At 70.3% G+C, this 13,858-nt stretch carries 15 protein-coding genes; 8 read left to right on the top strand and 7 right to left on the bottom strand.

Annotated features, from left to right (window positions below):
- Positions 1 to 5: 5 nt before the first annotated feature.
- Complete coding sequence (locus ESZ52_RS17620; RefSeq protein ID WP_131106077.1) at positions 6 to 470, bottom strand: YbaK/EbsC family protein; 465 nt, start codon at positions 468 to 470, stop codon at positions 6 to 8.
- A 76-nt stretch (positions 471 to 546) separates the two neighbouring features.
- On the opposite strand from ESZ52_RS17620, the gene ESZ52_RS17615 reads away from it, so the two are divergent.
- Positions 547 to 1,209, top strand: coding sequence for a CueP family metal-binding protein (locus tag ESZ52_RS17615; RefSeq protein ID WP_131106076.1), 663 nt, complete (start codon positions 547 to 549; stop codon positions 1,207 to 1,209).
- 163 nt (positions 1,210 to 1,372) lie between these two features.
- Here the strand turns inward: ESZ52_RS17615 and ESZ52_RS17610 are convergent, their stop codons facing one another.
- The 4 genes from ESZ52_RS17610 to pdhA form a co-directional block, all read right to left on the bottom strand.
- Positions 1,373 to 2,293, bottom strand: a complete 921-nt coding sequence (locus ESZ52_RS17610) for a hypothetical protein (protein ID WP_131106075.1) — start codon at positions 2,291 to 2,293, stop codon at positions 1,373 to 1,375.
- 91 nt (positions 2,294 to 2,384) lie between these two features.
- Positions 2,385 to 3,779, bottom strand: coding sequence for a dihydrolipoamide acetyltransferase family protein (locus ESZ52_RS17605; RefSeq protein ID WP_131106074.1), 1,395 nt, complete (start codon positions 3,777 to 3,779; stop codon positions 2,385 to 2,387).
- Positions 3,776 to 4,804 carry an alpha-ketoacid dehydrogenase subunit beta gene (locus tag ESZ52_RS17600; protein WP_131106073.1) on the bottom strand — a complete coding sequence of 343 codons (1,029 nt, stop codon included), beginning with the start codon at positions 4,802 to 4,804 and terminating at the stop codon, positions 3,776 to 3,778. The genes ESZ52_RS17605 and ESZ52_RS17600 overlap by 4 nt, the downstream gene beginning before the upstream one ends.
- Positions 4,801 to 5,976 (bottom strand): pyruvate dehydrogenase (acetyl-transferring) E1 component subunit alpha, encoded by a 1,176-nt coding sequence (pdhA, locus tag ESZ52_RS17595; protein WP_131106072.1) that lies wholly within the window; start codon positions 5,974 to 5,976, stop codon positions 4,801 to 4,803. Before pdhA ends, ESZ52_RS17600 begins: the two co-directional genes overlap by 4 nt.
- Positions 5,977 to 6,083: 107 nt before the next feature.
- On the opposite strand from pdhA, the gene ESZ52_RS17590 reads away from it, so the two are divergent.
- On the top strand, positions 6,084 to 6,575 hold the full coding sequence (locus tag ESZ52_RS17590) for an Lrp/AsnC family transcriptional regulator (protein WP_131106071.1): 492 nt from the start codon (positions 6,084 to 6,086) through the stop codon (positions 6,573 to 6,575).
- Positions 6,572 to 7,141, top strand: a complete 570-nt coding sequence (locus ESZ52_RS17585) for a GNAT family N-acetyltransferase (protein WP_131106070.1) — start codon at positions 6,572 to 6,574, stop codon at positions 7,139 to 7,141. Before ESZ52_RS17590 ends, ESZ52_RS17585 begins: the two co-directional genes overlap by 4 nt.
- Here ESZ52_RS17585 and leuE read toward each other — a convergent pair.
- Positions 7,113 to 7,766, bottom strand: coding sequence for a leucine efflux protein LeuE (gene leuE, locus ESZ52_RS17580; protein WP_131106069.1), 654 nt, complete (start codon positions 7,764 to 7,766; stop codon positions 7,113 to 7,115). The two genes, ESZ52_RS17585 and leuE, sit on opposite strands and share 29 nt — an antisense overlap.
- A 40-nt stretch (positions 7,767 to 7,806) precedes the next feature.
- Positions 7,807 to 9,312 (bottom strand): DNA polymerase domain-containing protein, encoded by a 1,506-nt coding sequence (locus ESZ52_RS17575; protein WP_202865372.1) that lies wholly within the window; start codon positions 9,310 to 9,312, stop codon positions 7,807 to 7,809.
- Positions 9,313 to 9,469: 157 nt separating this feature from the next.
- Here ESZ52_RS17575 and ESZ52_RS17570 point away from each other — a divergent pair, with 157 nt between their 5' ends.
- From ESZ52_RS17570 to ESZ52_RS17550, 5 genes are all read left to right on the top strand, one after another.
- Positions 9,470 to 9,709 carry a hypothetical protein gene (locus ESZ52_RS17570; protein WP_131106067.1) on the top strand — a complete coding sequence of 80 codons (240 nt, stop codon included), beginning with the start codon at positions 9,470 to 9,472 and terminating at the stop codon, positions 9,707 to 9,709.
- A 56-nt stretch (positions 9,710 to 9,765) separates the two neighbouring features.
- Complete coding sequence (locus ESZ52_RS17565; RefSeq protein WP_337590179.1) at positions 9,766 to 10,359, top strand: FAD synthase family protein; 594 nt, start codon at positions 9,766 to 9,768, stop codon at positions 10,357 to 10,359.
- 81 nt (positions 10,360 to 10,440) lie between these two features.
- Positions 10,441 to 11,874 carry a tyrosine-protein kinase domain-containing protein gene (locus ESZ52_RS17560; RefSeq protein WP_272948419.1) on the top strand — a complete coding sequence of 478 codons (1,434 nt, stop codon included), beginning with the start codon at positions 10,441 to 10,443 and terminating at the stop codon, positions 11,872 to 11,874.
- A 30-nt stretch (positions 11,875 to 11,904) separates the two neighbouring features.
- Positions 11,905 to 13,146: a glycosyltransferase family 4 protein gene (locus tag ESZ52_RS17555; protein ID WP_131106065.1), complete on the top strand. Its 1,242-nt coding sequence runs from the start codon at positions 11,905 to 11,907 to the stop codon at positions 13,144 to 13,146.
- A gap of 326 nt (positions 13,147 to 13,472) precedes the next feature.
- Positions 13,473 to 13,856, top strand: a complete 384-nt coding sequence (locus ESZ52_RS17550) for a hypothetical protein (protein WP_131106064.1) — start codon at positions 13,473 to 13,475, stop codon at positions 13,854 to 13,856.
- The last annotated feature ends 2 nt before the right edge of the window (positions 13,857 to 13,858 follow it).

Raw genomic sequence — 13,858 nt, 5'->3', positions numbered from 1 at the left:
CAACGTCACCGCACCCGGACCGGCGTCCCCCCGGTCAGCCGCACCAGGTCGGGATAGCGCAACGCCATCACCGTGTCGGGCGTGCCGCCCGCGGCCCAGATCTCCTCGTACTGCTCCAGCTCGACGTCGACCAACGCCCGCAACCGCGCAGGGTGACCGGTGGGTGCGACGCCGCCGATCGCCATACCCGTCGCCTCCCGCACGAAGGCGGCGCTGGCCCGCTCCACCCGTCCCGCGCCAACAGTGCTCGCGATGAGGTCGGTGTCCACCCGGGCGGCACCGCTGGCCATGACCAGGAGCGGCTCGCCGTCGGAGTCGAAGACCAGGCTGTTGGCGATCGCGCCGACCTCGCAGCCGATCTGCGCGGCGGCCAGGGCGGCCGTGCGGGCATGCTCGTCGAGGAAGACCATCCGGGGCTCGATCCCGGCCGCGGTGACGGCGTCGAGGACTCGTTGGTTCGTGGGGTGCATGGCCTCAGCGTCCCAGACCGGCCGGCGTGACAGTTACACTACGACTCGTAGTAACAACTCACGTGAAGGACCCGCCATGACGCTCCGCTCCGCCGCCCTGCTCGCCGCGCTCGCCGTCGCCATCGCCGGGTGCAGCTCGGCCGACGGAGGCGCCCCGACCAGCGGCACGCCTGGGGCCGCGGCTCAGGACACCGCCACCGTCGGCAGCGTCCCGGCCCCCGAGCCCGACACCTCCGCCGACGAGCCACTGCCCCAGGAGGTGGCCGCCATGCTCGAGGGGTATGGCGTGGACCCCCAGGCGGGCGTCCGGGCGGCGATCACCACCCTGGACCGGGTGGACGAGCAGCGGCCGCTGAGCGTGCAGGCCTCGGTGCGCACCGACGACGTCGTCTTCGGTGACGGCGAGGAGGAGATCACCGTCCCCATCCCGGGCGACCTGGTCTACGTCTCGATCGCGCCCTACGTCGACCAGACGCACCCCTGCCACTTCCACGCCCTCGGCGGCTGCCAGGGGGAGATGGTGGACGAGGAGGTGCACGTCCACATCGTCGACCACCTCGGCGAGGTGTTGGTCGACGAGCAGGTCACGACCCGGGCGAACGGCTTCGTCGGCTACTGGCTGCCCAAGGACGCCCACGGCACCGTGACGATCACCCAGGGCGAGCTGACCGGGGTGGCGGCGTTCGAGACCGGCGAGGGCGACCCCACCTGCGTGACGTCGCTGCAGCTGCGGGCCTGAGGGTCAGCCGACCGGCTGCGCGCGCGGCACCTCTTCGGCGAGTGAGCCACCCTTGGAGGGTCTCGCCACCGTTGCAACGGTGGCGGGGAGCTGCAAAGGTGGCTCGGTAGTTCCGCGGGTGCGGCAGACCAGCAGACGTCCAGCAGACCGATCAGCGTGTGTCTCAGCCGACCGGCCGCGAGCCGTCGGGGGTCTCCACCACCAGGCGGACCTGCTCGGGGGCCGGCCAGGACTCCAGCACGTCGAGGATGTCGATCTCCCACCGCTGGTCGTCCTCGGCCAGGTCGTCGTCCCGCAGCATGATGCTCAGGTGGCTCAGGTAGCCGTTGCCGATCCACAGCTCGACCTGCAGGGGGAGCCCACCGGCCTCGAAGTGGGCCCGCACGGGCCACCCCTGGGTGTGCGGGACGACGCGCGGAGTCTCCGGCGGGACCTCGAAGTGCACGTCCGTGCTCAGCGGCTGGTCGCGCAGGACGGAGGCCCGGGCGTGGTCGAGCTGGCCGCGCAGCGTCGCGGCGGTCCCGGCCAGCCCGGCCGGGACGGGCGCGTCGCCGGCGGGAGACCCCGCCGCGTCGAGCATCGCCTGCACCAGGGCCCGGGCGTGGTCGGGGACGTCGACGGACTCGAAGAAGTCGTCGGGCTCGAGCAGCTCGTCCTCGTCCACCGAGGCCTGCTGGCGCTGCTGGTCCAGGGCCAGCAGCGCTCCCATCCCTGCGCCGATGAGCGCGAGAGCCAGGCGGGGACGGGGCACGCCCCAGGCGCGGAGGCGGTCGGCCACCCACCTGTCGGTCGCCTCGTCCATCGGCGCAGTGATGAGACCGGCCGCCATGCCCGAGACCGCCCCGAAGGCCACCGGGGACACGTCGGGGACCGAGCTGCCGCGCGCCATGTCGGCGGTGTACCAGCCCACGTAGGCCGACCGCGCCAGCCGCAGCAGGTGACGCTGCCCGCTGCCCATGCGGGTGTGGTCGGGCAGGGTCAGGGCACCTAGCGCCAGGGCGCTCGCGACGACGGTGCGTGGCTCGCACCGGCCCTTCTGGTCAGGAGTCGCGTCCAGCTCTGACTGCGCGGTGATCTCGCTCATGGGGTGACCTTATGCGGCGCGGCTGGGTCGCCCGGCGCTGCCTGCGGACAGACGTGACACTGATCCGGCCAGGACCAAATGTCACGTCCCTTCACAGGTCGGCCAGCAACCTCCGCGGATCCTCGACACAGTCCGCGACGAACCTCAGGAAGCCGCCCGCGGTCCCGCCGTCGCAGACCCGGTGGTCGAAGGTGAACGACAGCTGCGTGACCTTGCGCACCTTCAGCTTCCCGCGGTGCACCCACGGCTTGTCCACGATCCGGCCCACGCCCAGCATCGCCGCCTCGGGGTGGTTGATGATCGGGGTCGAGCCGTCGACGCCGTAGACGCCGTAGTTGTTCAGCGTGAACGTCCCGCCGGTCATCTCGGCCGGCGACAGCTTCCCCTCCCGCGCCCTGGCGGTCAGCTCGCGCAGCCGCTGCGCCAGCTCGGCCGTGCTCAGCGCATGCGCGTCGTGCACCACCGGCACGACGAGGCCGCGCGGGCTCTGCGCCGCGAAGCCCAGGTTGATCCCGCCGTGCTGGACGATCTCGCCAGCCTCGACGTCCACGGAGGAGTTCAGGGCGGGGTATGCCGCCAGCCCGGCCACCACGATCCGCGCCAGCAGGGGGAGCACACCGATCCCCGCCTCGGGCCGGGCCGCCTTGAGCGCGTCCTTGGCCTTCATCAGCCGAGTCGCGTCCACGTCCACCCAGGTGGTGGCGTCCGGGACCTCGCGACGCGACGTCGACAGCCGCTCGACCATGATCCGGTGCACGCCCTGGATCGGGACTCGGGTCGCCTCCCGAGCGGTGACACGCTCTGCCGCGACCGGCGACACACTTCGCTCCTGACCCGGGACAGGCCCTCCCCGCTGCTCCGTGAGATAGGCCTCAAGGTCGACGCGGCGGATGACCCCGGTCGGCCCGGGACGAATCTCGCTGGGGTCGACACCAGCTTGTTGAATCAGTCGTCGGACCAGCGGGGAGATGACCCGCACGGCTTGGCGGCCGCTGGGTGTCGCTGCCGCGATCGGCTCGGGCACCAGCTGCCCCCGCCTGCGCCGCCGCCCGCCGGTCCGGCGCACGGGCTGCTCGCTCGCGCCATACCCGATGAGCGGTCGCTCCGGCTTGTCCTCCTCGGCCTCGGGCACACGGGCACCGGCGCGCTCCTCGGTGCGGTACTGCTCGCCACCTGCCCCGTCGGGCACGGCCACCTCGGCAGCCGCCGACGTGCCATTCACCCGGGCAGCGTCGGAGCCGACGACAACCTGCTCACCGATCGTGATCAACGGCTCGCCGACCGGGAGCACCTGGCCCTCCTCGGCGTGCAGCACCGAGACGGTCCCGCCGAACGGGATCGGCACCTCGACCGCGGCCTTGGCGGTCTCGACCGTGACGACCTCCTGGTCGACCCCGACCTCGTCGCCGACCCGGACGTGCCAGGCGACGATCTCCGCCTCGGTGAGTCCCTCGCCCAGGTCCGGGAGACGGAAGACCTGCGTCATACCGCCACCTCCGTGCCGTGGGAGGAGGCGTGGGTGAGGTCCGGCTCGTCGTCCCACTGCAGCCGCGCGATGGTGTCGAGTATGCGGTCCACGCCGGGCAGGTAGGTGTGCTCCAGCTTGGGCGGCGGGTAGGGGATGTCCAGGCCGCTGACCCGCAGCACGGGGGCGGCCAGGGAGTGGAAGCAGCGCTCCTGCACCCGGGCGGCGATCTCGGCACCCATGCCGCCGAAGCCCTGCGCCTCGGCGAGCACGACGGCCCGGCCGGTCTTGCGCACCGAGGCCTGCACGGTCGCGTCGTCGAAGGGCACCAGGCTGCGCAGGTCGATGACCTCCACGTCCCAGTCCTCCTCGGCGGCGGCGACCTCGGCGGCCTTGAGCGCGTTCGGCACCTGGGGGCCGTAGGTGATCAGCGTGACGTCGCTCCCGGAGCGCCGCACGGCCGCCGTGCCGATCGGCTCGGTGCTCAGGGGCAGGTCGAGGTCGGCCTTGGACCAGTAGAGCGGCTTGGGCTCCATGAAGACGACGGGGTCGTCGGAGAAGATCGACTCGCGCAGCAGCGAGTAGGCGTCGGCGGGGGTCGAGGGGGTGACGACGTGCAGGCCGGGGGTGTGGATGTAGTAGCCCTCGGAGGAGTCGCAGTGGTGCTCGACGCCGCCGATGCCGCCGGCATAGGGCATCCGGATGACGATCGGCATCGCCAGCTTGCCCTGGGTGCGGTTGCGCAGCTTGGCGATGTGCGAGACCACCTGCTCGAAGGCGGGGTAGCCGAAGGCGTCGAACTGCATCTCGATGACCGGGCGGAAGCCCTGCATCGCCATCCCGACCGCGAAGCCGGCGATCCCGGCCTCGGCGAGCGGGGTGTCGATGCACCGGTCCTCGCCGAAGTCCCGGGTCAGCCCGTCGGTGATCCGGAAGACGCCGCCGAGCGCGCCGACGTCCTCGCCCATGACGACCACGTCGGGGTCCTGCGTCATCGCGTCGCGCATGGCCTGGTTGAGGGCCTGGGCGAAGGTGGTCTGGCTCATCGGGTGCTCTCCTTCATCGCGTCCTGCCCGGAACTCCCCGCGCCGGCGCTCTGCGCGTCGTCGGCGCTCGCGGCCTGACCGGCCAGCTCGGCCTGCACCATCGCCCGCTGCTCGAGCAGCTGGGGGGTGGGCTCGGCATACACGTGCTCGAACAGCGAGAGCGGCTCGACAACCGGCTCGGCGTTCATCCGGTCGCGCAGCGCCGCGGCCTGCTCCTCGGCCTGCGCCCTGACCTGCTCGATCTGCTCCTCGTCCAGGTGGCCCTCAGCGACCAGCCAGGTCTGCAGCCGCACGATCGGATCCTGTCCCGTCCACTCGTCGACCTCGTCGGGGGTGCGGTAGCGGGTGGCGTCGTCGGCGTTGGTGTGCGCCTCCATCCGGTAGGTGTGCGCCTCGACCAGCACCGGGCCCTTGCCCCCGCGGGCATGGGCGTACGCGGCCTTCATCACGGCCAGCACGGCGGCAGGGTCGTTGCCGTCCACCTGCTCGGAGCGCACGCCATACCCGATCCCCTTGTAGGCCAGGGTCGGCGCCTTGGTCTGCTTGGCGAGGGGGACGGAGATCGCGTACTTGTTGTTCTGCACCAGGTAGACGGTCGGGGCGTTGAAGACGGCCGCGAAGTTGAGGCCCTCGTGGAAGTCACCCTCGGAGGTCGCGCCGTCGCCGATGAGGCAGAGCGCGACGGCACCGGCGCCGCGACGGTCGAGCGCGTGCGCGCTGCCCGCGGCGTGCACGGCCTGGGTGGCCAGCGGGGTGCACTGCGGGGCGGTGCGGGTCCTCTGCGGGTCGTAGCCGCAGTGCCAGTCGCCGCGCAGCAGGGTCAGCACCTCGACCGGGTCGATGCCGCGGGTGACCAGCGACATCGAGTCGCGGTAGGTCGGGAAGACCCAGTCCTGCTCCTCCAGCGCCAGGATCGGGGCGACCTGGCAGGCGTCCTGACCACGGGAGCTGGGGTAGACCGCCAGCCGCCCCTGCTTGGTCAGCGCCGTGGACTGGGCGTCGAAGCGGCGTCCGAGCACAATCGCGCGCCACACGGCGAGCAGCTCCTCCGGCTCGGGGAAGGCGTAGCCGCGCGCGGCCGCCTGCGCGGAGGGCTCCACCCTCGTCCCGTCCGGCGCGAGGAAGCGCACCGGCTCGGGGCAGGGGAGGAGGTCGGCGATGTCGCTGGTCATGCAGACTCCTGTGTCTGGGAGATAGACGTCTGCCCCCTATCGTCGCGCCTGGGCAGGTTTCCGTTCCATCCCTGGGGTCAAGTCTGGACATCTGGCATGCTTGCGGTATGCCGAGCAGCCAGACGTCCAGACCGGGTGCCCCGCGCGGTGGGTCGGGCAGACAGATGGCCGCCCTGGACGACACGGACCGGCAGATCGTCGCGCTGCTGCGCGTCGACGGGCGGCTGTCCGTGCGCGCGCTGGCCGAGCAGGTGCACATCTCCCGGGCCGGCGCCTACACGCGCCTGGAGCGGCTGCACCGGGACGGCGTCATCACCGGGTATGCCGCCCAGGTCGACCCCGACCGGCTCGGCCTGGCCACCGCGGCCTATGTCTCGGTGTCCATCCAGCAGGGCTCCTGGCGCGAGGTCCGCGACGCGCTCAGCGAGCTGCCGGGCGTGGAGCGGGTGGCGCTGGTCGGCGCCGAGTTCGACATGCTGGTGCAGGTGCGCGCGCACGACAACCACGAGCTGCGCGAGGTGGTGCTGGGCCAGATCCAGGCGATCCCCGGCGTCCGCGGCACTCGGACCTGGCTGATCTTCGAGGAGTGGGTGACGTGACAGGCGCGCAGGACGACTACCGGCTGCGGCCGGTGCATGCGACTGACGCCCAGGCCGTGCTCGACGCTTTCCGGTCCGCACCCGACATGGCGCGGCAGGGGGACGTCACCGACCCGAAGTCAGCGGAGGGGTATGTGGCGTGGCTCGGAGAGAGATCCCGCCGCTCCTTCGCGATCTGCCAAGGCGACCGGATGGTTGGCCTGGTCGCGGTCGGCGTCGACGAGGTCAACCGCAACGGGTGGGTCTTCTACTGGATGCACGCGGCGCACCGCGGCCAGGGAGTGACCGCACGCGCGGTGGCCACGGTCGCCGACTGGGCGCTCCAGCCCCAGCCCGACGGCGGGGGCCTGGAGCGGCTCGAGCTGGGCCACCGGGTCAACAACCCGGCTTCCGGCCGGGTGGCGCTGGCGGCCGGCTTCGTGCAGGAGGGCCGCGAGCGGGAGAAGTTCCTCATCGACGGTGAGCGGATCGACGTCCTGACCTACGGCCGGCTGCGTTTCGACCCCGGGACGGCAGCGTCGGCGATGCCCCTCGACGTCAGCCCAGCGTGGTGCTTGCCAGACTGACGCCGAAGCCCATGAAGGCTGTGCCGACGCCGGCCGTCAACCCGCCGGCGGCCCGCTGGCGCTGGCGGAAGCGGGCAGCCAGAGCGGTGCCGGCCACGATGAGCACGCTGAGGTAGAGCATGCTCAGCACCTCCAGGGTCGTGGCCAGCACTAGGAAGGTGACGAGCGGGTCCGCCGCGTCCGGTCGGAGGAACTGCACGAAGAAGGCGACGTAGAACAGGATGGCCTTCGGGTTGAGCAGGCTCAGCAGCAGCGCGGTCGCGAACGAGCCGTGCCCCCTGACCTGAGGAGCCTGCTCGACGGGCCCGGTCGGCTGTGGACGACGGATCTTGGTGAGCCCGGCGAGCACCAGGCGCAGACCGATCCACACCAGGTATGCCGCGCCGAGGTACTTCACGACCTGGAACAGCACGGGCTGCGTGCGCAGGACCGACGCCGCGCCGAGGTAGGTCAGCGCCATGAGCACCGCGTCGCCGAGGAACACGCCGGCGGCGGCCGCATACCCGCTGGCACGGCCGCGGCGGGCGGACTGGGAGACCACGTAGATGGAGTTCGGGCCCGGCAGCAGGATGATCATCAGGCCGGCCACGACGAACGCCCAGTAGTCAGGGATTCCGAAGAGCACGGCTGATTCTAGGGCCGACGTTGCGGCCGGCCGACATCGGTCACCTGACCCGCGGGAGCTTCTGGTCGAGGTGCAGCACGCCGCGGAACGGGTCGCCGACGTCGGCCAGCCGGTCCAGCACCGTCCGCACGGTCCAGCGGTCTGGCCTGAGGTCAGGGTCGTCCAGCTCGTCCCAGGTGATTGGCGTCGACACGGGCGCTCCCGGTGCGGGCCGGGGGCTGTACGGGGCGACGAGCGTCTTGTTGACCGCGTTCTGCGTGTAGTCCAGGCGGGCCAGGCCCCCGCGGCCCTTGACCTCCCACGTCCAGCTCACCAGCTCCGGGACGACCGCGCCGATGCTGCGGGAGACCTTCTCCGCCCAGCGCCGGGTCTGGGCGAAGTCAGGGCCGCGCCGGATCGGCACCCAGACCTGGATCCCTCGCCGGCCGGTGACCTTGGGGTAGGCGCGCAGGTCCATCGCCTCGAAGGCGCTGCGATGCAGTCGGGCCAGCACGAGCGTCTCCTCCCAGCTGGTCCGCCCGCCCGGGTCGATGTCGAACATGACGTAGGAGGGCCGGTCCGGCGCCGCAGTCGGCGAGGTCCACGGGTGCCACTCCAGCGCCCCGAAGTTCGCCGCCCACACCAGGGCCGCCGGTTCGTCCACGACGAGGTAGGTGCGAGTCTCGCCCGGGTCGGCGTCCGGGTTGTCCCATCGTGGCAGCCAGTCGGGCGCGTGGTCGGGCACCTCCTTGTGCCAGAAGCCCTTCTTGTCCGCCCCGTCCGGGTACCGGTGCAGGTTGAGGGCCCGCCCGGCGAGGTAGGGGAGCGAGACGGGCGCGATCTGCGCGGCATACCTGATGAGGTCCCGCTTGGTGAGCGGCTCCTCGCCCTCCCGCCCGGGGAACAGCACCTTGTCCAGGTTGGTGACCTTCAGCGTTCGGCCGAGGACCTCCCACCTGCCGGACGTCCCAAGGGCGTCGAGCGCCGCGAGCTCGTCCTCGGTCGGCGGGTCGGGTGTCGCCGGCTTGAGCCCGACCTGCGCCTCGTCGGCAGGTGCGTCGGACCGCCAGAGGTAGTCGGGGTCGGCCTTGACCTCGTCGTTCGTACGCCCGCTGAGCACCGAGCGGGGGTGGTCCTCGGCCTCCCAGCCCTCGACGGCGTGCTCGTCGTGCTTGTGCAGCAGCATCCAGCGCTCGAGGTCCCGCTCCTGCCCGGTGCGGACCAGCACGAAACGTCCGTGCAGCCGCTCCCCGTGCAGGTCGAGGTGCAGCTCGCCGTCCCGAAGGGCCTTGGCCGGGTCGTCCGTGCCCACCGGCACCCAGACGCCGGTGTCCCACACGATCACGTCCCCTCCGCCGTAGTCTCCTTCCGGGATGACGCCCTCGAAGTGCAGGTACTCCATCGGGTGGTCCGGCACCCGCATGGCCAACCGCCGCACGCCCGGGTCGAGGGTGGGTCCCTTCGGCACCGCCCAGCTGACCAGCGCCCCGTCCAGCTCCAGCCGGAAGTCGTAGTGCCGCGCCGTGGCCCGGTGCCGCTGCACCGCGAAGACCAGGTCCTGCGCCATACCCGGCACGGTGCCACGTCGTCCGGGTGCGCGCTCGGCAGACGACCGACTGCGGTCAGGGGTATGTTGTCCAGCTTTCCGCTCGCGGCCGGCCAGCAGCGGCCCTACCGTCGAGGGATCGGGCCGGCGCCCGGCCGGCCCCTGGAAGGAGACGACCATGGGGACCTGCGAGGTCTGCGGCAACGACTACGACAAGAGCTTCCAGGTGGTGGCTGCTGGACAGACGCACACCTTCGACAGCTTCGAGTGCGCGATCCACAAGATGGCACCGATCTGCGAGCACTGCGGCTGCAAGGTCATCGGTCACGGCATCGAGGTGGAGGGCCGGTTCTACTGCTGCGCCCACTGCGCGAAGCGTGCGGAGGGCGATGTGCCGGTGGATGACCGGGTGGGGTGAGGCGGTCGTCGGGCGAGACGTGGCGGACCGGCCGTTCGGGCTCGCCTCACTCCCTGATGACGGAGTGGACTTTGCAAAAGCTTTACTTTGCCTTGGTGTGGTGCTGGAAAAATCATCCCACAGGTCTATTCGCGGACGTCATGCTCGCGCTATGCTCGCGTCACTTCGCTGGTCTGCCTCTCGAAAGAGGATCCATGGTTCAGAATCACGACTCCGTGACGTCGCGATCAGGCCGAGTCGGCTACGTCCCTGGTGTCTTCGACATGTTTCATGTCGGGCACGTCAACATCCTGTCTCGTGCGCGTGAGCACTGTGACCACCTGATCGCCGGGGTGGTCTCGGACGAGAAGGCCCTGGCAGCCAAGGGGAGGGCGCCAGTCGTCCCACTCCTCGAGCGGATGGAGCTGCTCCAGCACTGCCGACTTGTGGATGAGGTGGTGGCCGAGGCGGTGCAGTCCAAGCTCGAGATGTGGCAGAAACTGCGCTTTCACGTCCTCTTCAAGGGGGACGACTGGCGTGGCACGCCCAAGGGTGATGAGCTCGAAGCCACGTTCCGAGAGGTGGGGGTCGAGATCGTGTACTTCCCCTACACCGTGCACACGAGCAGCACTCTGCTGCGCGGTGCCTTGGAGCGAGTGGTGGCGTCCTGACATGCCGGGTGAGCGTAGCGCTATCTGTGCAGGTCCCTCGGCTGCGCTGACTCGCGAGGCGAGGTGCAGCTCGTGGAGCTGATGGACTACTGGCGGGTTCTCCGTCAGCGATGGCTCCTCGTCCTCTCGTGCATCCAGCTGGGCATCGTCGGCGCCGTGCTGATCACTGTGGCCATTCCGGAGAAGTACGAGGCCACGAGCGAGTTGTTCGTCGCCCCGGACCTCGGGTCCACCAGTTCCGAGCTCATGCAAGGATCCGACTTCGTGCTGGACCGGGTGAAGTCCTACGTGGAGATCGTCGACAAGGCCGTGATTCTTGACCCGGTCATCGAGGATCTCGGCCTCGACGACACGGTGGGTGCTCTGTCGGAGCGGGTCAGCGCCACGGTGGTGCCCGAGACGGTCGTCGTTCGCATCACGGTAGAGGACGAGTCCGCCCAGGAGGCGGCCGACACTGCCAACGCGATCGCTGCCCAGTTCATGGCCACCGTGCCGACCCTCGAGCCGGCGCGCACCAGCCAGGAGAACTCGGTCGTCAGTATCAACGTGGTCGATCCGGCTCGGACGCCGCTGCATCCCGTCTCCCCGAACCCGACGCTCAACCTGATCCTCGGCCTCCTGGCAGGCATGGCGGCCGGGCTCGCCGCGGCGGTGGGTCGGGAGGCTCTGGACCGACGGATCAAGTCGGAGGAGCATGTGAAGGCGGTCACGCCCACGCCGGTCATGGGCAGCATCCCCGCGGATCGGACGGCGGACGAGCAGCCCATCATCACGCTCGACAACCGGCACGGCGTGAGGGCTGAAGCCTTGCGCCAGGTGCGAACCAACCTGCAGTTCCTCGATGTTCCTCAGGGGCAGCGCTCCTACGTGGTCACCTCATCGATGCCTGGAGAGGGCAAGACCCTCACGGCCGTCAACCTGGCTGTGACCATGGCCGAGGGTGGGCTTCGCGTGTGTCTTGTCGAGGCAGACCTGCGCCGGCCACGCACGGCCGCCTACCTCGGTCTCTCCAGCACAGTGGGGTTGACGGACGCCTTGATCGGCAGGGCGGACTGGAGCCAGGTGGTTCAGGAGTACCGCGACGGTATGGACGTCATCCTGGCCGGGACCATCCCGCCGAACCCGTCGGACCTCGTGGTGAGCGACGCCATGGAGCAACTGCTGCAACGTCTGCAGCAGGCCTACGACGTGGTCCTGGTCGATGCACCTCCTCTGCTGCCGGTGACGGACGCAGCAGTCCTGTCCAAGCGCTGCGCGGGGGCGATCGTGGTCGTTGGCTTCGGTCGCAAGGCGATCACGGCCAACGAGCTCTCGCGAAGCCTGCAGATGCTGACGACCGTAGGCGCTCGGGCTCTAGGGATAGTGATCAACAAGGTCCCCCAGAACGGGCCGAACGTCACCCCACTCGTGGGGTACACGTATACGCCCGCCAAGTCGGCGAACCCCCGTCACGGTGCACGGGCGGCGGCAGTGGACGGCGGCGAGACCGTCGCCTCCGCCCAGAAGACGTCGTAACCCTCGCGTGCTGCGGAGGAGAGAAAGGCGATGGGGGCCAAGGTGAGGAGACGCACGGCTCGACTGCGGGCCCCGGTCGGCCGAGGCGAGCGGCATCCACGCCCGCAGCCGCTCATCCTGATCGCGAACCCTTCGGCAGACGTCTACGGCTCCGACCTGCAGATGCTGGAAAGTGTCACGGCTCTCATCCAGGCCGGTTATGAGGTCGTCGTGACGACTCCGACGGCGGGCCCGCTCGTCGACCAGCTCGTGGCTCGTGGCGCCACGGTGGAGCACCTGCACTACCCGGTGCTGAGAAAGGCACAGGCCAGCGTCGGCGGTATTCTGCGGCTGGGGTGGGAGGGAGCGCGGAGCTCGGTTCATCTCGCGCGACACCTCCGTCGTCGCAGACCGGCCTGGGTCTATGTCAACACCGTGACGCTCCCGTGGTGGATCTTGGGGGCACGCCTGGCACGCGTGCCGGTGGCCTGCCACGTCCATGAGGCCGAACGTCGGGAACCGCTGCCGATGCGCCTGGCCCTCTATGCCCCTCTCCTGGCGGCGCACCGGTGCCTCGCCAACAGCAGGGCGACCCTGCAGACGTTGGTCGAGACCGTGCCGCCGTTGGGTCGACGCGCGCATCTGATCTACAACGGGGTCCCCGGCCCGACGGGCGACCCCGGAGGCGCTCCAGTACCGTCCCGCTCTTTCCGGGTCGCACTGGTAGCGCGGCTGTCGCCTCGGAAAGGCGTCGACATCGCGCTCGAGGCGGTCGGTCTGGTCCGGCAGGCCGGACATGACGTCCGTCTCATCGTCTGTGGAACGCCGTTCGCCGGGTATGAGTGGTTCGAGGAGCAGCTTCGCCGCCGTGCCGAGGCTGAGGATCTCCGCGGGGCGGTCACCTTCGCGGGTTACGTGAGCCCGGTATGGCCCGTACTGCGGGACGCGCACGCCGTCCTGGCGACTTCCCTGGGCGAATCTCTGGGTAACGCGGTCATCGAGGCCCAGCTGTCCGGGCGACCCGTGATCGCCAGCGACGTCTGCGGGCACGACGAGACGGTCCAGGACGGGGTGACCGGGCTCTTGGTCCCGGCTTCGGATCCGTCAGCACTGGCCGCGGGCATCGTGCGGCTGATGGATGGTCCCGAGCTGGCGGACCACCTGGCCCAGGGAGGGCGTCGGGCAGCACAGGAACGGTTCTCTGTGGCTCGTTACCACCAAGAGATTCGCACTTTGTTCGCGACCGAGGGCCAGACCGCGGAAAAGTCTCGCAGATTCCTTGCGCTTTCATGACTCTGTCCATACGCTTCAACCACCACTTGTCACCGTGACTGGCAAGCCCCGTAGGTCTTCGCGTGCGGCGCGCGCGGAGCATCAGCCATTGGAGTCGCATGCCTACCACGGGTGTGTCCGAAGCCGCCGTTTCCCGGCGCAGTCGCCCATGGCCGGCATGCGCAGCCGTGATCTTCTGCCTCAGCACTGCGGTGGGTGGCTGCACCCTCGACACTGAGTCTCCAGGGCAGACTCAGGAGGCTGGTGCTGCGGTGACGGAGCACCTGACAGCTACCCCGCCCGGAGGTCCCGGCGACCTTTCCACGGTGCATGTTCCCCCGCAGGTCGTGCTGGATCCGGTGCCGGTCGGCGACGCGGCCCTGGTCCCGGACCAGTTCAGTCTGCAGGTGGAACTGGCAAGGACGGAGGTCGCGTCCGGAAGGCCGGGCGAGATCGGCGGGGAGGCGCTGGCGGTCACCGTGCAGATCCGTCACGAGGGCGCGACCTCGCGCGACGTGTCGACCGTGTCGGTCACCGTGGACGATGCCGACGGCATACCTCTGTCCCCGCTCTATGGCGAACCGTACTCACCCCTCGATGGCGATCTCGAACCCGGAGGCTCCACCGAAGGCACGTACGTCTTCACTCTCGCTGATGTCACCCCGCCGTACACGGTGCGCGTCAGCGCTGCCGCTGAGGACCCCGCTGCTGTCTTCGTAGGCAGCCTGTAGGA

The organism is Ornithinimicrobium sufpigmenti, from assembly GCF_004322775.1.
Classification (GTDB): domain Bacteria; phylum Actinomycetota; class Actinomycetes; order Actinomycetales; family Dermatophilaceae; genus Ornithinicoccus; species Ornithinicoccus sufpigmenti.
This window is presented reverse-complemented; position numbering and strand designations above follow the sequence as displayed.

Coding starts and splice junctions, on each gene's coding strand:
- ESZ52_RS17620 (WP_131106077.1), bottom strand. CDS start 470: ATGCACCCCACGAACCAACGAGTCCTCGACGCCGTCACCGCGGCCGGG.
- ESZ52_RS17615 (WP_131106076.1), top strand. CDS start 547: ATGACGCTCCGCTCCGCCGCCCTGCTCGCCGCGCTCGCCGTCGCCATC.
- ESZ52_RS17610 (WP_131106075.1), bottom strand. CDS start 2,293: ATGAGCGAGATCACCGCGCAGTCAGAGCTGGACGCGACTCCTGACCAG.
- ESZ52_RS17605 (WP_131106074.1), bottom strand. CDS start 3,779: ATGACGCAGGTCTTCCGTCTCCCGGACCTGGGCGAGGGACTCACCGAG.
- ESZ52_RS17600 (WP_131106073.1), bottom strand. CDS start 4,804: ATGAGCCAGACCACCTTCGCCCAGGCCCTCAACCAGGCCATGCGCGAC.
- pdhA (WP_131106072.1), bottom strand. CDS start 5,976: ATGACCAGCGACATCGCCGACCTCCTCCCCTGCCCCGAGCCGGTGCGC.
- ESZ52_RS17590 (WP_131106071.1), top strand. CDS start 6,084: ATGCCGAGCAGCCAGACGTCCAGACCGGGTGCCCCGCGCGGTGGGTCG.
- ESZ52_RS17575 (WP_202865372.1), bottom strand. CDS start 9,312: ATGGCGCAGGACCTGGTCTTCGCGGTGCAGCGGCACCGGGCCACGGCG.
- ESZ52_RS17570 (WP_131106067.1), top strand. CDS start 9,470: ATGGGGACCTGCGAGGTCTGCGGCAACGACTACGACAAGAGCTTCCAG.
- ESZ52_RS17565 (WP_337590179.1), top strand. CDS start 9,766: ATGACGGAGTGGACTTTGCAAAAGCTTTACTTTGCCTTGGTGTGGTGC.
- ESZ52_RS17560 (WP_272948419.1), top strand. CDS start 10,441: ATGGACTACTGGCGGGTTCTCCGTCAGCGATGGCTCCTCGTCCTCTCG.
- ESZ52_RS17555 (WP_131106065.1), top strand. CDS start 11,905: ATGGGGGCCAAGGTGAGGAGACGCACGGCTCGACTGCGGGCCCCGGTC.